Annotated in this window: 15 protein-coding genes; 9 read left to right on the top strand and 6 right to left on the bottom strand. The window is 73.5% G+C overall.

Going from position 1 to position 18,713, the window contains the following annotated elements; genetic code table 11:
* Nucleotides 1-467: 467 nt before the first annotated feature.
* From WME76_RS17935 to WME76_RS17910, 6 genes are read right to left on the bottom strand one after another with little or no spacing between them, the layout of a single operon-like run.
* Nucleotides 468-1,406 carry an NAD-dependent epimerase/dehydratase family protein gene (locus WME76_RS17935; protein WP_437961306.1) on the bottom strand — a complete coding sequence of 313 codons (939 nt, stop codon included), beginning with the start codon at nt 1,404-1,406 and terminating at the stop codon, nt 468-470.
* Nucleotides 1,403-2,470 (bottom strand): CDP-glucose 4,6-dehydratase, encoded by a 1,068-nt coding sequence (rfbG, locus tag WME76_RS17930; protein ID WP_437961305.1) that lies wholly within the window; start codon nt 2,468-2,470, stop codon nt 1,403-1,405. Before rfbG ends, WME76_RS17935 begins: the two co-directional genes overlap by 4 nt.
* The gene (gene rfbF, locus WME76_RS17925; protein ID WP_437961304.1) at nt 2,467-3,240 is read right to left on the bottom strand and encodes a glucose-1-phosphate cytidylyltransferase; all 774 of its coding nucleotides are present in this window, start codon (nt 3,238-3,240) and stop codon (nt 2,467-2,469) included. The genes rfbG and rfbF overlap by 4 nt, the downstream gene beginning before the upstream one ends.
* Entirely contained in the window at nt 3,237-4,403 is a 1,167-nt protein-coding gene (locus tag WME76_RS17920; protein WP_437961303.1) for a glycoside hydrolase family 26 protein, read from the bottom strand. The genes rfbF and WME76_RS17920 overlap by 4 nt, the downstream gene beginning before the upstream one ends.
* A 2-nt stretch (nt 4,404-4,405) precedes the next feature.
* Entirely contained in the window at nt 4,406-5,986 is a 1,581-nt protein-coding gene (locus WME76_RS17915) for a glycosyltransferase family 2 protein (protein WP_437961302.1), read from the bottom strand.
* Nucleotides 5,987-6,020: 34 nt separating this feature from the next.
* Nucleotides 6,021-7,187 (bottom strand): hypothetical protein, encoded by a 1,167-nt coding sequence (locus WME76_RS17910; protein ID WP_437961301.1) that lies wholly within the window; start codon nt 7,185-7,187, stop codon nt 6,021-6,023.
* Nucleotides 7,188-7,411: 224 nt separating this feature from the next.
* On the opposite strand from WME76_RS17910, the gene WME76_RS17905 reads away from it, so the two are divergent.
* The 9 genes from WME76_RS17905 to WME76_RS17865 all read left to right on the top strand — a co-directional run bounded on the left by WME76_RS17905 (nt 7,412) and on the right by WME76_RS17865 (nt 18,461).
* The gene (locus tag WME76_RS17905) at nt 7,412-8,086 is read left to right on the top strand and encodes an RNA polymerase sigma factor (protein ID WP_437961300.1); all 675 of its coding nucleotides are present in this window, start codon (nt 7,412-7,414) and stop codon (nt 8,084-8,086) included.
* Nucleotides 8,074-9,291: a FecR domain-containing protein gene (locus WME76_RS17900; RefSeq protein WP_437961299.1), complete on the top strand. Its 1,218-nt coding sequence runs from the start codon at nt 8,074-8,076 to the stop codon at nt 9,289-9,291. Before WME76_RS17905 ends, WME76_RS17900 begins: the two co-directional genes overlap by 13 nt.
* Nucleotides 9,281-10,429, top strand: coding sequence for a hypothetical protein (locus WME76_RS17895; protein ID WP_437961298.1), 1,149 nt, complete (start codon nt 9,281-9,283; stop codon nt 10,427-10,429). The genes WME76_RS17900 and WME76_RS17895 overlap by 11 nt, the downstream gene beginning before the upstream one ends.
* Nucleotides 10,430-10,664: 235 nt before the next feature.
* Nucleotides 10,665-12,317 (top strand): serine/threonine protein kinase, encoded by a 1,653-nt coding sequence (locus WME76_RS17890; protein ID WP_437961297.1) that lies wholly within the window; start codon nt 10,665-10,667, stop codon nt 12,315-12,317.
* Between the two features lie 395 nt (nt 12,318-12,712).
* On the top strand, nt 12,713-13,564 hold the full coding sequence (locus WME76_RS17885) for an arabinan endo-1,5-alpha-L-arabinosidase (RefSeq protein WP_437961296.1): 852 nt from the start codon (nt 12,713-12,715) through the stop codon (nt 13,562-13,564).
* Nucleotides 13,565-13,714: 150 nt separating this feature from the next.
* Nucleotides 13,715-14,710 carry a LamG domain-containing protein gene (locus tag WME76_RS17880; RefSeq protein ID WP_437961295.1) on the top strand — a complete coding sequence of 332 codons (996 nt, stop codon included), beginning with the start codon at nt 13,715-13,717 and terminating at the stop codon, nt 14,708-14,710.
* Between the two features lie 103 nt (nt 14,711-14,813).
* Nucleotides 14,814-15,725 carry a hypothetical protein gene (locus tag WME76_RS17875; protein ID WP_437961294.1) on the top strand — a complete coding sequence of 304 codons (912 nt, stop codon included), beginning with the start codon at nt 14,814-14,816 and terminating at the stop codon, nt 15,723-15,725.
* 198 nt (nt 15,726-15,923) lie between these two features.
* Nucleotides 15,924-17,021, top strand: coding sequence for a LamG domain-containing protein (locus WME76_RS17870; RefSeq protein ID WP_437961293.1), 1,098 nt, complete (start codon nt 15,924-15,926; stop codon nt 17,019-17,021).
* Between the two features lie 276 nt (nt 17,022-17,297).
* On the top strand, nt 17,298-18,461 hold the full coding sequence (locus WME76_RS17865) for an alpha/beta hydrolase family esterase (RefSeq protein WP_437961292.1): 1,164 nt from the start codon (nt 17,298-17,300) through the stop codon (nt 18,459-18,461).
* Nucleotides 18,462-18,713: the final 252 nt, after the last annotated feature.

Genomic DNA, 18,713 nt, shown 5'->3' with positions numbered 1-18,713 from the left:
ACGCATGCCGCTCCTCTCCCTCGCGCCTCTGGCTCACCCGCGGGCGCGCGCCCCATGGCCACGATACTCCAGCCGATCCGCCATGGAACAGACGACCCCGACGGATTCCTGCTCGCTCGGGAGCGCGCCCGAGAGGTATCCAGTTCCGTGGGGCAGCAATCCTGCCAGGGATCTGCCTCGAGAGAGGAGAGATTTCGACGCAAAGGCGCCAAGAGCGCAAAGGCGCAAAGATGCATGAAGATTGTTTTTTTTTGTTTTGCGCCTTGGCGTCTTTGCGCCTTTGCGTTGGAATCTCTCCGGATCCCTGGCCGAACTCCTGGCGGGCGGAACTGGCGTCGACTCTGGAGCTCGCGTTCTCTCGTGTGCAGGGTTGCCCCATGCGCATTGAAACAGGGCTTCCCACTGGCAGCCGCCACGGAGTACTCGTGCCCGCGCCCGAGGAGATCGGCGCGGCGCGCGGCGGGGCCTCAGGCGGGGGCGAGCGAGGTGGCGACGCCGAGGGAGAGATCGGTGCGGGCGCGCCAGCCGGTGGCGGCGCGGAAGCGGCGCGGATCGCCGACGAGCCACGGGGGCTCGTCGGCGCGCGGAGGACGGGCGCCGAAGCCGAGGAGGGACTCCGGCGCGCCGAGCTGCCGCGCGACCTCGAGGCAGACCTGGCGCACGCTCGTGGGGCGCCCCGAGCAGACGTTGTAGGCAGCGCCGAGCTCGATCCCCGCCGTCGTCGCGCCGAGCAGCAGCGCCTCCACGACGTCGTCCACGAAGGTGAGATCGCGGAGCTGCGTGCCGGGGGTGAGGTCGACGCGCTCCCGCGCGCGGAGCCGGGCCGCGAGGTACGGGATGAGGCGATGGGGCGCCTCGCCTGGGCCGTAGACGCCGAAGAGGCGGAGCGTCACGAACGGCACCGAGAGGGCCCGCGCCACGGCGCGCCCATAGTCGTGGGCGGCGGCCTTGGCGGCGCCGTAGAGGTCGGCCGGGGCGCGCGGCGCGCCCTCGTCGACGAGCTGCCCCTCGAGGACCGCGCCGTACTCCGAGCACGATCCCGTGAAGACGACCCGCGCCCCGCCCCAGCGCGCGGCGGCCTCCAGCGTCGCGACGAGCGCGCCGACGTTGCCCTCGTGGAGCGCGCCCGGCGCGCGCTCTCCCGGGTCCACGCCGGCCGACGCCAGGTGGAAGACCGCATCCGGCGGCTCGTCGCCGACCGCATCGAGGAGCGCGTCCCGCGTCAGGCGCTCGAGCGGGAGCCGCCGGAGGCGCTGGCCCGGCGAGGGGCGCGAGAGGCGCGCCCACCCCGAAGACTGCGCGGGCGCCGTCGCGGCGACGTCGCACCCGCCCGCGAGGAGCCGCCGGACGAGCGCCGAGCCGATGAAGCCGGTCGCGCCCGTGACCACGGCCTTGCCGGGCCTCATGCGAGCCCCGTCGCGAGCCGGAGCTGCTCCTCGACGAGCGCCCGCGCGCGCCGGCGATCCTCCAGGTAGCGCGCGTACCACGCGCTCGTGAGCTGGATGGCGCGATCGGTGTCGAGGAGCGGGCGCCAGCCGAGCCGGGACCGCGCCTTGCTGCAGTCGAGCCGCAGCGCGCTCGCCTCGTGGAGCCGATCGCCCTCCGGGGGCTCGGCGAGCTCGAGCGAGCCCCGCCCGAGCTCGCGGACGATGGCCTCCGCGAGGCGGTGCACCGTCCGCGGCTCGGCGTCGTCGGGGCCGAAGTTCCAGGCGCCGCTGTACCGCGCCGGATCGTCCCAGAGCCGGCGCGCGAGGAGGAGGTACGCGGAGAGCGGATCGAGGACGTGCTGCCAGGGGCGCACGGCGCGCGGGTGCCGGATGTGCACGGCCTCGCCCGCGGCGACGCTGCGGACGATGTCCGGTACGAGGCGGTCCTCGGCCCAGTCTCCCCCGCCGATGACGTTCCCGGCGCGCGCCGTCGCGAGCGCCACCTCGCGCCCGTAGAACGACCGCTGGTAGGCCGCGGCGACGAGCTCGGCGCAGGCCTTGCTCGCGCTGTACGTGTCGTGGCCGCCGAGGGCGTCGGTCTCGCGGTAGCCCCAGACCCACTCGTGGTTCTCGTAACACTTGTCCGTCGTCACCACGATCACGACCCGCACCGACGGGAGGCGCCGCGCCGCCTCGAGCACGTGCGCCGTCCCGAGGACGTTCGTCGAGAAGGTCTCGATCGGCCGCGCGTACGACCTGCGGACGAGCGCCTGCGCCGCCAGGTGCAGCACGATCTCCGGCCGGGCCTCGGCCATCGACCGCGCGAGGCGCCCCTCGTCGCAGATGTCGCCGAGGATCGAGGTGACCCCGTCGTCGATCCGCGCGTCGGCGAAGAGGCTCGGCGCGCCCTCCGGCGGCAGGGCGTACCCGGTGACCTGCGCGCCGAGCAGGCGCAGCCAGGCGGTGAGCCACGAGCCCTTGAACCCGGTGTGCCCGGTGACGAACACGCGGCGGCCCGCGTAGAAGTCGAGGTGCTCGCTCACGACCAGCTCCTCCAGGGCGCGCGCCCCTCGTCCCAGAGCCGCTCGAGGAGGCGCTTGTCGCGCAGGGTATCCATCGGCTGCCAGAACCCCTCGTGCTGGTAGGCCATGAGCTGCCCGCTGGCGGCGAGCCGCTCGAGCGGCTCGCGCTCGAGCGGCGTCGCGTCGTCGCAGTCGAGGACCTCGAGGGCGCCGGGCTCGAAGACGAAGAACCCCCCGTTGATCCACCCCGCCTCGGCCTGCGGCTTCTCGGCGAACGCCGCGACCTCGCTGCCCCGGAGATCGAGGACGCCGAACCGGGCCGGCGGGCGCACCGCGGTGATCGTCGCGAGCTTGCCGTGGGCGCGGTGGAAGGCGACGAGCTTCGCGATGTCGATGTCACCGACCCCGTCGCCGTAGGTGACCATGAACGGCTCCCGCCCGAGCACGCGGCTCAGGCGGCGGATGCGCCCGCCGGTCTGGGTGTGGAGCCCCGTGTCGATGAGCGTCACGCGCCAGCTCGGGCAGTGGACGCCGAGCGCATCGACCTCGCCGCTCCGCAGGTCCACCGTGAAGTCCGCGCGGCGCGTCCGGAGCCCCGCGAACCAGTCCTTGATGAAGTCGCCCTTGTAGCCGCACGCCACGACGAAGTCGTCGAAGCCGTGCGCGGCGTACATCTGCATGATGTGCCAGAGGATGGGCTGGCCCCCGATCTCGACCATCGGCTTCGGCCTGTCGACTGTCTCTTCGCTGAGGCGGGTCCCGAGCCCGCCGGCGAGCAGCACGATCTTCATCGCTGAACCTCCTGTGCATGGTTGTTCTGTGCCGCGAGCGCGCGGCGCACCGCGCCGGCGACCGTGGGGTCGTCGGCGAAGGCCCACGAGAGCGGCTCGTGGGTCACTGTCGCGTCGCTCGCGACGTGGAAGAACAGGAGCGCCTTCACGGCGGGGTGGCGCGCCGCGAAGCCCGTCAGGGCCTCCTCGTACCAGCGCGCGCGGTCGCCGCCGGCGGCGAGCGTGCCGAGCTCGGCGATCATCAGCGGCTTGCCGAGCGGCGCGAGGCGCTCGTAGTGGCGCGCGAAGAGCTCCTGGAACGAGTACCACCGGGACCAGCGGACGGCGGTCCCGTAGTTGAGGACGCCCGTCCCGACCCAGTCGGTCCACTCGTCGCCCGGGTAGTACTCCCAGTAGTTCTCGTACGAGACGCTCGGCGACCAGACCCAGAGGACGTTCGCCGCGCCGGCGGCGCGGAAGCGCCCGACGACGTGCCGCCACGCGCGGATGAATTCCTGCGGGCGCGGGTTGTTCACCGGCCCCCACGGGTAGCGGTAGCCGTCGTTCATCTCGTGCGCGAAGCGGAGGAGGATCGGGTGCCCGTACTCGGCCGCCGCCTTCGCCCAGCCGTCGACGTAGACGTCGTACCTGCCGTCGGCGATGTCGGTGAGGCCGCCGTGGTCCCGCGTCGCCGCCGCGCGGAACGACGAGTCCAGGCGCTGGAACCCGCTGAGCCAGGGCTCCCACGTGATGACCGGCACCGAGCCCACCGCCCAGATGGCGCGCGCGGCCCGGCTCGGGAACTCCTGGTCCGCGCCGTCGCCCCAGGCCGCGTAGATCTGCGTGAGCAGGAGCGTCTGGCCCACCGCCTCCTCGAGCGCGAGGTACCCGCCGACATCGCCCGGCAGCCCGCCGTCGTGCGCGCCGTGGAGCAGGCGCGGCGGGGCGCGCAGGTCGTCGAGCTTCCGCGACGCGAGCTCCGTGGACAGGCGGGCGAGCCGGGCGTCGCGCTCGGGGCCGGCGGTCCAGGCGAGATCCGCCGTGGCCACGGCGGCGCTCGCCGCGCCGAAGGCCGACGAGAGCCAGGTCTCGGCGGGCCCGCGCCCGTAGGTCGAGAAGAGCACGGCGAGGGCGGCCCCGGTCGTGGTGGCAGCCGTCAATGCGACGCGGTGAGAGCGCTTCATGGTCATCCTCCGGTGGCGGTCGTGGCCGTCGTGGAGATCGTCGTTGTCGGGGCCTCGGGCGCGGGGAGGCGCTCCCAGGGGTCGATCGGCGCGCGGCCCGACGGGTGCGCGGCCCAGGCGATCGCCACGAGCACCGACGCGGCCCCGAGCGCGCCGAAGAAGAGCATCGCCCAGTAGGACTCCGCGTCGCTCCAGCGCTCGGCGAGCCGCGGCGCGGAAGCCCGGAGCCAGAGGCTCGCGCCCGTCGTGACGAGGAACGAGAGGACGACGAGGAGGTGCGGCCACGCGAGCGGCAGGAGCCGACCGCCGAGCCCGCGCTTGGGCGTGGGCACGTAGCGGACGAGGCGCTTCACGACCGCCAGGACCACCCCGAGCGTGTAGACGGGAAAGGCGGCGAGCTTGAGGAGGAGGGCGCGCCAGTGGAGGCCGCTCTCGGTGGCGCGGTCGCAGAACCACCGTTGCCCGTGGAAGTGCAGCGCGACCGCGGCGACGACGACGGGCGCGCCCGCGGCGACGAACCCCGCCGGATCCACGCGCATGGGCCAGAGGTCGCCCCAGAGCGCGACGAGCGGCAGGACGAGGTACGTCAGCGTGGCGGGGCCGGTGAGGTAGTACGTGCCGATCGCCACGTAGGAGAGCCGCTGGCGCGCGCTCAGCCGGAAGAAGCGCGGCACCACCTCGGCGAAGAGCGCGTCGACGGCGCCGGTCGCCCACTTGAGCTGCTGCGAGAAGTACCCGCCGAGGTCGTCGGGCACGAGCCCGCGGCTGACGATCTCCGGGACATAGACCGACGTCCATCCAGCCGAGTGCAGCCGGATGGAGGTCATGAGGTCCTCCGCGAGCCCCACGGCGTGCCCGGCGATGGACGCGAGCGCGGCGCGGCGGAAGGTGCAGTTGGCGCCGATGGCGACCGCGCAGCCGAGCCCGTGGAGCCCGAGCTGCATCGGCCCGTAGAACCCGTAGGTCTGCTCGGCCGCGCCGCGGGCGATGGGGGAGTCGGCCTGGTTGTAGTAGCCCTGCGAGACCTGCACGAAGCCCACGCGCGGGTCGTCGAAGTGCCCGAGCACGCGGTCGAGGAACTCCGGGAAGGGCAGGTGGTCCGGATCGAGGACCAGAACGAAGTCCTCCGTGGTCCGCGCGAGGGCCGCGTTGATCTTGCCGGCCTTGGCGCCCGGGACGCCGCTCGAGTCGAGCCACACCGCGCCGTGCCGCTCGGCGAGCGCGCGGAAGCGCGGGTCGCCCGTGCCGTCGAGGAGGTACGTGCGGTGCGGGTAGCGGACGCGCGCGAGCGCCGCGAGGGTCGCCTCGAACATCGCGAGCGGCTCGCCCGGCGCGGCCGTGGTGAAGACCGCGACGGAGAGCCCCGCGGGCGCCGGGCGATGCTCGACGGGGCCCACCGCGAGGTACCCGATCCAGGCGAGGACGATGCGGCTGATGCCGTACCAGACCGCGATCGACAGCGCGACGAAGGCCGCGAGGTGGGCGACGTGGCGCTCCTGGAACCAGAAGCCCGCGAAGCCCGCGACCCCCACGAGCCCGAAGGCCACGAGCGCCCGGACGATCACGCGATCGACGAGCCGCACGGGGGCGGCCGACGACCATCGGAAGAGCTCCGAACTAAAGCGGGAGCTCGAGGCGAATCGTCGCTTCATGGAACCGGTAGTAGCGTTGGTGGTCGTGGTGGTAGGCGACTCCCAGGCGGAGGACGCCGAGGTCGAGTGATGCCCCCGCGCGCACGTCGACGTGGGTTGTGTCGACGCGCGACGCGACGCCCCAGGCGAGCGCGGTCGGGTCGAGCTCGCTTCCCTGCACGGCGACGTCGCCGCTCGCGTCGACGCGGAGCTTGCCGAGCGAGAGCGCCGCGACGACGATGGGCCCGTGGCGACGCGCGCCGAGCGGGGTGAAATACGGCGAGTACGTCTGCGCCGTGAGGGACCAGCGCGAGCGCGAGGTGTCGGCCCAGGCCGCGCCCCACCCGGCCTGGAGGCGCAGCGCGCCGCGCAGGATCGGCGCCACGGCCCAGCCGTAAGCCGTGAGGCCGTCGTTCCCGTCGGAGTACCAGCGGCCCTCGCCGCGGAGCTCTCCGCTCCAGCCCTTCCAGTCGGCGACGGCGAGCGCGCCGCCCGCCGCGCTGACGAACACGTGCCCGCGGATCGCCGCGTGCGTGTCGAGGACCTCCTCGTGGCGCGCCGAGGCGCGGATCCGCAGCGGCGAGAGCCATCGCCCCTCGATGTCGCCGCTCCCCGACACCTGCACGCTGCCGTCGTCCCAGACCCGCGCCATCCCCGTCGCGCTGACGTCGAGGTCCGCCCGGGCCGGGCGGAAGAGGAGCCCCACGAGCCCGCCCACCGCACCGGCCGGCGTCGCGCCGCTGCTGCGGGGCTCCGTCGTCTCGCCGCGCTCGTGGGAGGCGCGCGGGTACCAGACACCGAGCGCGCGGAGCCGCAGCTCCAGGCTCGCGATCGGCCAGAACGACAGCCCGGCGCCCTGCGACCAGCGATCGAGCGGCTGCGTATCGACGAAGGCGCGGGTCTCGAGCTCGAGGCGCGGGGCGAGCGCGGCGTCGAGCTGGCCGCGGAGGATCCCGGCGTCGCGCGCCGCCTCGCTCTGCGCGGGGATCTGCGCGAGGAGGGCCTCCGCTGCCGCGTAGTCGGCGATCGCGAGCCGCTCCTGCGCCTCGGCGACGTGGCGCCAGTCTCCGGGGAGCGGGCGCGGCGCGGCGCCGGCGGCGCCGGTGAGGGCGGCGGTGACGACGAAGCAGGAAGCGAAGGCGGCGAGGTGCATGGCAGCGGAGGGGGACGGCGCGTCCCGGTCGACCCCAAGGGGCCGCCTCCGCCCCGGGACGGCTCACCGGAATGCGCGGAGACCGCGGAGACGATCCGTGAGCCGTCTCGGACCCGCGCCGGTCCTTTGATGGAAAGCTGTGCCCACCCGCATCGAAGCCGCCCCGCCCCGGAGCGCCGAGCCTCGGCTCGACGACCTCGCAGAGCCCCGTCGAGGAGACCACCGTGCCTAGCGGATCGCGCTCGTCGCTGCCGCACCCCGCGAGCCGCGCCGGCGCCTCGCCGGGCGGCGGGCAGCTCGTCGCGTTGCCGATCGAGCGCGACGACGCCGAGCTCCTCCGGCGGCTCCAGCGCGGGGATCCCTGGGCCAAGGCGGTCCTCTTCGAGCGCTACGGCGCCCTCGTCGAGCGCATCGCGCGCCGCATCCTCGGGACCGAGCGGCACACGACCTTCGCGGACGTCGTCCACGACGCCTTCGTGTCCGCCTACGCGAGCGTCCACCAGCTGAGCGACGCGGCGGCGCTGACGTCGTGGATGCGGTCGGTCGCGGTCCACACGGCGTGCAAGAGCATCCGCCACCACAAGGCCCGGAGCTGGCTGCGCTTCTTCTCGCCCGAGGACATCCCCGAGCCCCCGGCGCGCGGCGCCGACGCCGAGCTCCGGGAGGCCCACGACCGGACCTACCGGCTGCTCGAGTCCTTCCCGCTCGAGGAGCGCGTGGCCTTCGCGCTGCGCTACATCGAGGGGATGGAGCTCACCGAGGCGGCGGCCGCCAGCGGCGTGTCGCTGGCGACGATCAAGCGGCGGATCGCCCGGGCCGAGGCGCGCTTCGTGAGCGCTGCCAAGCGAGACCCCGTGCTCGCGACCTGGATCGAGGAGGGCACGCGATGGACCCCGTGACACGACGCATCGAGACCCTCGGGGCCGAGGTGGCCCGCACCTCCGATCGGCGCGCCAGGCCGGCCGAGACGCTCGCAGCGGCCCGCGCGCGGCTCTTCGCCGCCGAGGCCCCGCCCCGCCGCGCGCGCCCCGCCGTCTGGGCCGCCGCGGCTGCCGCGCTGCTGCTCGCGGCGGGCGGCGCCGCGCTCTTCCGCGCGGCCTCTACGCCCGCGAGCGGGCCCGAGCTCGCCGCCGCGCCGAGCGCGGCCCCCGCGGGCGCGCCGGCGCCGGGCGCGGGCGCGCGGGTCGAGGCGGCCGACGCGCCGCTCGCCTTCACCTTCGCCGAGGGGACGTCCGTGCGCCTCGACGCGGCGTCCGCGCTCCAGGTCCTCGCGACCGACGCGCGCGGCGCGGAGCTGCGCGTGGAGCGGGGCGGGGTCGACTTCCACGTCGTCCACCGGAGCGACACGCGCTGGGTCGTCCACGCCGGGCCCTACGCGGTGCGCGTGACCGGGACGCGCTTCGAGGCGCGCTGGGCCCCCGAGGCGCGGCGCTTCACGCTCGCGCTCGCGGAGGGCAGCGTCGAGGTGACGGGCCCGGAGCTCGGGACGGCGCGGCTCTCGGCCGGCGATCGGCTCGACCTCACCGCGCCGAGCGAGCCCGCGGCGAGCGGCTCCGCCGACGCGCCCCCGGCGGGCGCGCCAGCGTCGGTCGCGGCGCCGCCCGGGGATCGCGGCGCGCGCGCGCCGGCGGCCGGCGCGACGGACGCCGCGCCGCGCTGGCAGTCGCTCGCGAGCGCGGGGCGCCACGAGGAGGCGCTCGCGGCCGTCGAGCGGCTGGGCCTCGACGCCGTGCTCGCGCGGGCCGCGCCCGACGAGCTCCGGCTGCTCGCCGACGCCGCCCGCTACGCGGGGCGCCCGCGCGCCGCGCGCGCCGCGCTCCTCGCCCTGCGCGAGCGGCACGGCGCGCGCGGCGACTCGGCGTTCCTCCTGGGCAAGCTCGCCGCCGATCAGCTCGGCGATCCCGGCGGCGCGCTCGCCTGGTTCGACACCTACCTCCGCGAGGCGCCGGGCGGCGCCCTGCGCGAGCAAGCGCTCGGGCGGAGCCTCGAGCTCCAGCAGCGGCGCGATCCGGAGGTCGCGCGCCGCGCGGCGCTCCGTTACCTCGCCGAGTACCCCCACGGCGCCTACGCGCCCCTCGCGCGCTCGCTCGCGGATGCGCGCTGAGCTCGACCCCCGGCGCCGCGCCGCCGCCCGCCTCGGCCTCCGCCTGGCCGCGGTGCTCGGCGCGCTGCCCGGCCTCCTCGGCGCGGCGCCGCCGGGGGCCCCCGCCGGCGCCGGCGCGCCCGCGCGGGCCACGGTGGCCCTCTCCGGCGACCCGGCGGACGCCACGTTCCAGCGGATCCGCGACGAGCTCCGCGCGCTCGACGTGCGCATCACCACGGGCGGCCCCGGGGACGCCGACGCGCGCGTCGTCGTCGCTCGCAGGCGCGCGACGATCGCCCTCGCCGCGCGGCACGGGGGCGGCGAGCTCGAGGTCGCTGTGCGCGGCGGCGAGGGCCCCGAGGTCCTCGCCCTGGCCGCCGTCGAGCTGCTCCGCGCTCGCCTCCTGCACCGCGACGCCCCCGTCGCTCCTCCGACCGGCGCCGGCGCCGCCGCCGGCCAGGTCCCCCCGCCCTCGACGGCCAGCCCCACGCGCGGCGGCTCCGCGCGCCCGTCCGCCTCCGCGACGACGACCTCCGCCGCGCCCCCCGCCGTCCGCGCGCCCGCGTCGAGCGCCACCCCGCCTTCCCACCACGCCGCCGACGGCGCGCCGCCGCGCGCGCGCCCCGTCGCCTCGGTCGGCCCCACGCTGCTCTTCGCCTCTGGCGAAATCCCTCCGACGCCGGCGCTCTCGATCGGCGGGTCCGCGATCTTCCGCGGCTGGTATGTCGCGGCGGGCGGCACCACGACGCTCGGCGGCACCTCCTGGGACGTCCCCGGCGGGCACATCGAGCACCGCGTCTCGCTCCTCGGCGCCGCGGCGGGCGGCGCGCTCTCCTTCGCGAGCGGCCACGGCCTCGCGACGCTCGGGGCTGGCGCGTCCGCGCTGCGCGTCCATTACCAGACGCTCCTCGCGTCACCGGTGTTCCACGGCACCTCCGGCAGCGCGTGGGCGGCCGTCCCGCACCTCGAGGCGGCCGTGCGCTGGTTCGTGCATGATCACGCGGGCTTTCGCCTCGGCGGACTCGCCGGCGCCGCGCTTCCCAGCATCGATATCCCGTATCCCGAGCGCAATGCTGGCAGCTCCGGCCCCGCCGCCGACGCCGCCCGCTACGGCCGGCCGTTCCTCGCCGTCTCTCTCTCCCTCGAGGCGCGCCTCTGAACGCTCGGGCTCGATCTGCCGTATGCCGCGCGCGACGGCCGGCGCGCCGCATCGCGTGCGTCACGCGGACGCCCGATCTCGAGCGTGCGCCTCTTTGGCCCGGCGATACTGCGACAATATCGTACACGCGTTCTCACGCGGGAGGCCGAACATTGCAGTGCATTATGGCCGAGGGCTCGAGATCCCTCTGAAAGCGTCTGGTCGAGCCCGTTTTCTTCGTGCCATCATCGAACACGTGAACGTGGAGAGGACGTCCAGCGCCGCGCCCGAGATGGGGCATCAGCTCCTGCTAGAGCTCGGGCGCGGAGGGACCGCGCAGGTCTTCCTCGCCGTGCAGAGCGGCGCGGAGGGCGTGGACAAGCTCGTCGTCCTGAAGTTTCTCAGGTCCGACTTGCTGGACAACCCCGAGATGCGGGAGATGTTCATCAACGAGGCGCGGTTCTCCGCTCGCTTGAACCACGCGAACATCGTCCAGACGAGCGCGATCGTGCAGACGGCCAAGGGGGCCGCCATCGTGATGGAGTACCTCGAGGGCCAGCCGCTCTCGAGCCTCCGGTCGCGCGCGCACACCAAGCTCCCGCTGGAGATGCACCTGCGGATCATCATCGACGCGCTTCGCGGCCTTCATTACGCCCACGAGCTCACCGGCTTCGACGGCGAGCCCCTCCGCGTCGTGCACCGCGATGTCTCGCCCCATAACATCTTCGTGACCTACGACGGTCAGGTCAAGCTCATCGATTTCGGCATCGCCAAGCGCATGGACGCGGGGGCCGAGACGGTGACGGGGGTGATCAAGGGCAAGATCGGGTACATGCCGCCCGAGCAGCTCGAGGGGAGCCAGGTCGATCGGCGCGCGGATCTGTATGCGGTGGGGGTCATGCTCTGGGAGGCCGCGACGGGCGAGCGGATGTGGCGGGGGATGACCGACGTCGCGATCATGACTCGCGTCCTGAACGGGGACATCCGGAGGCCGCGCGAGGTCAACCCCAGCGTGCCCGAAGACCTCGAGCGCATCATTGTCAAGACACTTTCCTTCTCGCGGGAGGATCGCTACGCCACCGCGTCCGAGCTCGAGGCCGAGCTCGAGGCGTTCGCCGTCGGGTTGACCACGGTGACGAACCGCGACATCGGCCGGTTCGTCTCGCGCGAGTTCGACGAGGTCCGCACGCAGACGAGGCGCGTCATCGCCCAGGAGATGAAGCGTCGGGCGTCGATGGCGCGCTCGTCCACGCAGACGGACGTCACGTTGCCGCCGCCGCCCCCGCTGTCTCAATCGCTCGCGCCCGCCGGCTACACGACGACGGGCTCGGACTCGAGGTCCGCGGACGTGCCGGGGCCGGCGTCGCGCTCGTGGCTGAAGAGGGCGTCCCGCCCGCTCCTCATCGCGGCCGTCCTGGGGATCGGCGCCGGCATCTTCCTGGGCGCCACCACCCGTTCCTTGCGCACGCAGGGCCCATCCGTGGCCGCCGCGCCCTCGCCGACGGCGCCGCAGCCCTCGCCGGCGGCGCCGCAGCCCTCGCCCGTGCCCGCCGCGCCCGCCGCGGCTCCTGCCGCCGGGGAGCCGGCGTCCCCGCGGCGCGACGAGGCCGTTCCGCCGTCCGACCCCGTCGCCGTCGCGGTGGCCCCTGCGTCCTCCGCGGAGCGGGCCGAGCCGTCCGCGGAGCGGGCCGGGCCGTCCGGGAAGCGGGCCCAGCCATCCTCGAAGCAGGCAAGGCCGTCCGCGAAGCAGGACGCGTCGTCCGCGAAGTCGTCGAGCCCGCGCGAGGCCGACGTGCCCCCGGCGCCGGCGGCCACCCCCGCGCCCGCCAGCCCGCCGAGCGCGCGATGCGACCCGCCGTACACCATCGACGCCGACGGGATCAAACAATTCAAGGTCGAATGCATGTGAGATCGAGCGCCGACGCGACCTCGGGTACGGTGGCGCTCTTCGCGCTGGCCCTGACCGTGATGAGCGGTTGTCGGGCGAGCACGGACACCGGAGCACGGGGCGACGCCGGCGGGCCCGCGACAGGGAGCGTGTCGTCCGGCGTCTCCGCGGGCGCCGGGGGAGCAGGCTCCGGAGGCGTGAACTCCGGAGGCGCTGGCTCCGGAGGAGCAGATTCCGGGGGAGTGAGCTCCGGACAGGCAGGCTCCGGACAAGCAGGCTCCGGACAAGCAGGCTCCGGAGGAGCAGGTTCCGGAGGGGCCGGCGCCGGAGGAGCGGGGGATGGCGGCGGCCTCTCCGGTGGGGGTGGGACGGAGCGTCGACCGGCCGCGCTCGCCCTCAGCGGAGAGGTCCAGGGCGTGCACGACCCGTCGGCCATCAAGGCGGGAGATCTGTATTACGTCTTCTCCACCGGCGCCGGGATCGCGATCCGGACCTCGGCGGACCTCACGCGCTGGGACCTCGCCGGCGCCGTGTTCAGCGCCACGCCAGAGTGGGTCGTGAGCGCGGTGGGCGACGTCGACGCGCTCTGGGCGCCGGACGTCTCCTACTGGGGTGGGCTCTATCATCTGTATTATGCGGCGTCGTACTTCGGGACGAACCGCTCCTGCATCGGTCATGCGACCACCGCGGCCCTGGACGCCGCGGAGGGCCGCTGGGTGGATCACGGCGCCGTCATCTGCAGCGAGGGCACCGATTACAACGCCATCGATCCGAACGTCGTGATCGACGAGCGGGGCACGGCGTGGCTCGTGTTCGGGAGCTTCTGGTCGGGGCTCAAGCTCGTGCAGCTCACCCAGGAGGGAGATCCGGTGGACGGGACGCTCACGGCCATTGCCGCGCGGCCGAGCACCGCGATCGAGGCGCCGTTCGTCGCGCGGCGCGGTGAACACTACTACCTGTTTGCCTCGTTCGACACCTGCTGCGCCGGCGCGAGCAGCACGTACAAGATCATGGTGGGCCGGTCCCGGGCGCTGGCCGGTCCTTACGTGGACAGGCTCGGCACCCGCATGCTCGACGGCGGCGGCTCGCGCGTGCTCACCAGCGGCGCGCGGTGGCGTGGGCCGGGCAGCAACGGCTTGCTCCGAGCTGGGGAGTCCTGGTACAACATCTACCATTCGTACGACGCCGACGCGGACGGCATGTTTGCCCTTCGCGTGGCCGAGCTGAGCTGGGGTGCCGATGGCTGGCCGGAGTCCGGCGGGCCATGAGCCGGCCTGCCGTGGTGGCCCATGCGTCGGTTCGACGCAGGAGCCGCGCGCTTTCGCCCTGTACTCCCGTGGTGACCGTGGTCCCCGGGTCACGACAGCACCACCGCACGCGCTCAGGAGACGTCCATCGTGGTGAGAGGTGACATGAACATGGCAGGTCATGGAAGGACGCTGGCCGGCCCTGCGGCCCTTCGTCCGGCGACACGTGCGCTCCTCACGATCGCTCCGCTGTTCCTCGGGGCATGCTCGTTCGACGATCTGTCCCATCTCCAGCAGGGAACGACGAGCGCCGGAGGCGGCTCTGCGACGCAGAGCTCCAGCCAGAGCAGCAGCGGCTCGGGAGGCGGCACCGGGACCACCGGGGGAGACGGCGGCTCCGGGGGTGTCGGGGGCTCCGGGGGAGATGGCGGCGCCGGGGGGGATGGCGGCGATGGCGGCGTCGGGGGCTCCGGGGGAGCCGGCGGCGCCGGGGGCTCCGGGGGGGTGGGCGGCGGTCCCATCATCGACCTGGAGAGCGGGCTCTTCCTGCATTACACGTTCGACGAGACCGAGGGAGACAGCGCGGCGGACGCCACCGGCGACATGCTGCATGACGCGACCGTCCTGGGGGGGACGTGGGTCGAGGGGCACATCGGAAACGCGCTGTCCCTCTCGGGGACCGAGCAGTACGTGGAGCTCCCGCCCGGCATCCTGCAGACCCTCAACGAGATCACGGTGTCCCTCTGGGTCTCGCTCGACCGGCAGGTGCTGTGGCAGCGGATCTTCGACTTCGGATCCGGGGAAGTGGCGTGGATGTACCTGTGCCCGAAGGCGGCGATGCCGCCGGGCCTCCGCTTCTCGGTGAACTCTCCTGCGGGCGTCGAGGAGTACACCGCCGACTGGACCTTGCCGGTCCAGGTCTGGACGCACGTCGCGGTGACGGTGGCCTTCAACCCGAGTCGCTCTTCGATTTACGTCGACGGGGCCGAGGTGGCGAGCAGCGAGATGATCTTCACCCGACCCTCGGAGCTGGGGAACACGACCCAGAACTTCATCGGCCGCTCCCAGTTCGCGCCGGATCCCTACCTCGCCGGGATCGTGGACGATTTCAGGATCTACAATCGGGCGCTGTCGGCGGCCGAGGTGGCGGCGCTCGCGGAGCTGTGACCGGGCGAGCCGGCCGCGATCGGACCGCGCGGCGGCCCGCCGGAAGCTTGCTCCGACATGCGCTCAGGTGCGAGTGTGCTGGTCACGAGAGGAGCTCGGCGTGATGGCTGGAGAGACGGACATGCTGCGACGGGGGAGGCCTCTCGGGATGGGGCATGGCGGGCGCGCGGCGCTCGCGCTGGTGGCGACCTTCCTCTTGCCCGGCGCGGCCCTGGCGGACGAGCCGGCGGCGCCGGAAGCTGGGGCGAGCGCGGAGGTGGCGCAGTGTGTCGCGGCGCACGCCGAGGTGCAGAGGCTCCGGAAGAATCACCAGCTGCTCGAGGCGGGCCGCGCGCTGAAGGCCTGCGCGCGGTCTGCCTGCCCGGCTCCGGTCCTCCGCGATTGCGGCGCGTGGGTCGACGAGATCGAGCGAATGACGCCGTCGGTCGTCTTCAACATCACGAGCCGCGGCGAGCAGGTCGCCGGATCGACGGTCCAGCTCGACGGCCAGCCCGTCGAGCTCTCATCGAGCGGCGCGCCGCTCAAGCTCGATCCCGGGAAGCACACCTACCGTGTCGAGCAGGACGGGTACAGGCCGGTGGCCAAGGAGTTCATCCTCTTCGAGGGGCAGCGCTTCCTGCAGTTGAACGTCGCGCTCGAGCCCCTCGTCGACGCTCGGGCCCCGGAGGCTCAGGTCCCGGCGACGGAGCTTCACCGTCCGGTGCCGGCGTTGACCTACGTGCTGGCGGGCGTGGGTGTCGCTGGCGCGGCGAGCTTCGCTGTGTGGGGGCTCATGGGCCGGTCCGAGAAGGACGAGCTCGAACGCACCTGCAGGCCGCAGTGCACGGACAGCGATCTGACCGGCGTGCGCACGAAGTACCTGATCGCCGACATTTCTCTAGGTGTGGGCGCCGCGGCGTTCGTGGGCGCCGCGCTGACCTATCTGCTCCGCCCCACCGAGGAGAGGCCGGTCGTCGTGTCCGTGGAGCCGAGCCGGACCGGCGTGGTTGGTACGGTGTTGTTTCGCGGCATGTGAGATGGTTTCATCTCTCGACCGGACGCTGAGATCTTGACGAGGGTCGCCGTCGCCGGCGCGACCTGCTCAAACGCCACAACATCATCGAGCACCATCGGACCGTCCCCTGGTGATCGAGGAATCGCCTTATCGGAGGATGCTATGAGAGAGGCACCGATCTTGTCGGGTAGTGTCAGGGCTATGCTGCTCACGGCCGTGATGCTCGGTACAGTCGGCAGCGGCTGCGGATCGAGCAGCGATGACAACGCGGGAGGCGGCGGCAGCGGCGGCAGCGCGACGACGACGACCACGACGACGACGACTGGTAGTTCGACCACGAGCGGCCCCGGAGGCACCGGGGGGAGCGCGTCTGGCACAGGCGGCGCGGGCGGCGACGGCACAGGCGGCAGCGGCGGCGCAGGCGGCGAGGGGGCAGGGGGCACGGGCGGCAGCGGGGGCGCAGGCGGCAGCGGCGGCACGGGCGGCAGCGGCGGCTCCGGCGGCAGCGGCGGCTCCGGCGGCAGCGGCGGCAGCGGCGGCACGGGCGGCAGCGGCGGCACGGGCGGCAGCGGTGGCGCAGGCGGCGAGGGGGCCGGCGGCAGCGGCGGCGCAGGCGGCAGCGGTGGCGCAGGCGGCAGCGGTGGCGCAGGCGGCAGCGGCGGCGAAGGTGGAGGCGGCGGCGGGCCCGATCCGTCGCTCGTCGTGCACTACATGTTCGACGAAGGGGCCGACCTCGTGGCCCACGACGCGTCCGGCAACGGGAATGACGCCACGCTCGTCGGGAGCGCGGGATGGACGTCGATGGGGCGAATTGGCGGCGCGCTCAGCCTGCAGGGCGCCGACCCCCACGTCGATCTCCCCGCCGGGCTCACCGACGGCCTCGACGATTTCACCATCGCGACCTGGGTCAACCTGAGCAGCGTCGACATGTGGGCGCGCATCATCGATGTCGGCGGCAGCAACGGATTCATGTATCTCACCCCGCGCGAGGCCTCCGGCGTCCTGCGCTTCTCGGTGTACGCGGGCAACGAGGCGACCGTGCTGGGCGCGAGCTCGCTCCCCGCCAATGTCTGGAAGCACGTGGCCGTCACGATCTCGAGCGGCACGTACCAGATATGGGTCGACGGTATCTCCGTCGGGTCGGCCACTCCAGCGCCTCCGCACGATGTGAAGCCGTCCCAGATTGCGCCCACGGCGACCAACTACATCGGCAAGTCGCGATTCGACGATCCCTTGCTCAAGGGTTCCATCGACGACTTCCGGATCTACGACCGTGCTCTCTCGGCGGAAGAGATCGCGGCCCTCGCCGCGCCGTAGGAGCGATGACACGCGGGGGCCGGGATCCGTCAGGATCGCCGCGGACCTCCGCAGGTAACCCTCCGGGGCGAAGGTCAGGCAGCACCCTCATCGCGGCGTCGAGGTGATCGCGCACCTCGACGCCGGCGCCGAGCTCGACCATCGCCCGGATCGCCGAGTCCACCAGCGCTGGGGCGACGTCTCGCATAGGCCAGTATGCCTATGCCTCGAGCCACCGGTGTCGGGTATGAACTGGTTGCGGTCACCCCGGTGGGGTGATGCGAGGAGCGCTGACCCATGATGAACGCACGAACGAGTTTGCCAACGCAGATCCTGCTGTCAGGAGCGCTCGGTATCGCCCTCATGGGCTGCAGCGGCGGCGGCGACGGGTCGTCCGGCGGCGGTAGCGGCGGCTCCGGGGCCGATACCAGCGCGGGGGTCACCTCGGGCAGCACCACGGGCAGCTCCACGCCGGGGAGCTCGACGAGCGGCACCGGCGGTGACGGGACCACGACGAGCGGCACCGGCGGTGACGGGACCACGACGAGCGGCACCGGCGGTGACGGGACCACGACGAGCGGCACCACGACGAGCGGCACCGGTGGAGACCCCACCGGGGGCGCGGGCACCGGGGGCAGCGGCACCGGCGGCGGCGGTACCATCACCTGCCCGTCGACCGCGCTGCGGGCCGGCGACACGAACCAGACGGTCACGGTGGGCTCCAGGAGCCGCAGCTACGTCTTGCACGTCCCCGCCGCGTACGACGGCAGCAAGCCGGTGCCGCTCGTGCTGGACTTCCACGGCCTCGGCGGCTCTGGCCCGTCGCAACGATCGGGATCGCCGTATCCGGCGCAGACCGACCCGGAAGGGGTGATCATGGCCTTTCCCAGCGGTCTGAACGGCCCGTCGGGCCCCGCCTGGAACGTGGGACCGTGCTGCGTGGCCGACACCGACGACGTCGCCGTCGCCAAGGCGATCGTGGCCCAGATCCAGGAGACCGCCTGCATCGACCCGAAGCGCATCTATGCCGTTGGCTTCTCCATGGGGGGTGGGATGTCCCACTACCTCGCTTGCCAGGCGGCCGACGTGTTCGCGGCGGTGGCGCCCGCCGCCTTCGATCTCCTCGAGGAGAACGTCGGCGGCTGCAACCCGTCGCGGCCCATCTCCGTGATCACGTTCCGCGGCACCTCGGACCCGATCGTGCCCTACGCGGGCGGATACTCCTCGGTCGTGCCGGGCATGCCCATCACGTTCCTCGGCGCGAAGAAGGGCTTCGAGGCGTGGGCCGACATCAATGGATGCACCGGCTCGCCCTCGGCCGAGAACGGCGACGGCTGCTCGACCTATTCGGCGTGCCAGGACGGCGTCGAGGTCACCCTGTGCACGAAGCAGGGCGGCAACCACGAGGCCGGCAACGCCAGGGTCGGCTGGCCCGCGCTGAAGCGGCACACGCTGCCCTAGATCGATTCGGATCCGACGCTCTTTGCCAACCTGCCTGTCGGGCGCCGGCGCGCGACGCTGCGGATATGTGGCGCCGTTGCAAATATCTGGTCCTGACGCACCCGTGTCGTCGTCATCACGGCTTCCGCCGGCGAGCGAGCGCGCGCGTTGACCGATGGCGCCCTGATCGTCCATACTGGCGAGCAATCCTTTGCAATTCTGCTTCTGCGCGACCTCATCGCGCCGTGGCGGGGGTTGACTCGCTCCTCCATG

Source organism: Sorangium sp. So ce119 (assembly GCF_051524405.1).
Taxonomy (GTDB): Bacteria; Myxococcota_A; Polyangia; order Polyangiales; family Polyangiaceae; genus Sorangium; species Sorangium cellulosum_G.
This window is presented reverse-complemented; position numbering and strand designations above follow the sequence as displayed.

Coding starts and splice junctions, on each gene's coding strand:
- WME76_RS17935 (WP_437961306.1), bottom strand. CDS start 1,406: ATGAGGCCCGGCAAGGCCGTGGTCACGGGCGCGACCGGCTTCATCGGC.
- rfbF (WP_437961304.1), bottom strand. CDS start 3,240: ATGAAGATCGTGCTGCTCGCCGGCGGGCTCGGGACCCGCCTCAGCGAA.
- WME76_RS17920 (WP_437961303.1), bottom strand. CDS start 4,403: ATGAAGCGCTCTCACCGCGTCGCATTGACGGCTGCCACCACGACCGGG.
- WME76_RS17910 (WP_437961301.1), bottom strand. CDS start 7,187: ATGCACCTCGCCGCCTTCGCTTCCTGCTTCGTCGTCACCGCCGCCCTC.
- WME76_RS17900 (WP_437961299.1), top strand. CDS start 8,074: ATGGACCCCGTGACACGACGCATCGAGACCCTCGGGGCCGAGGTGGCC.
- WME76_RS17895 (WP_437961298.1), top strand. CDS start 9,281: ATGCGCGCTGAGCTCGACCCCCGGCGCCGCGCCGCCGCCCGCCTCGGC.
- WME76_RS17880 (WP_437961295.1), top strand. CDS start 13,715: ATGGCAGGTCATGGAAGGACGCTGGCCGGCCCTGCGGCCCTTCGTCCG.
- WME76_RS17875 (WP_437961294.1), top strand. CDS start 14,814: ATGGCTGGAGAGACGGACATGCTGCGACGGGGGAGGCCTCTCGGGATG.
- WME76_RS17870 (WP_437961293.1), top strand. CDS start 15,924: ATGCTCGGTACAGTCGGCAGCGGCTGCGGATCGAGCAGCGATGACAAC.
- WME76_RS17865 (WP_437961292.1), top strand. CDS start 17,298: ATGATGAACGCACGAACGAGTTTGCCAACGCAGATCCTGCTGTCAGGA.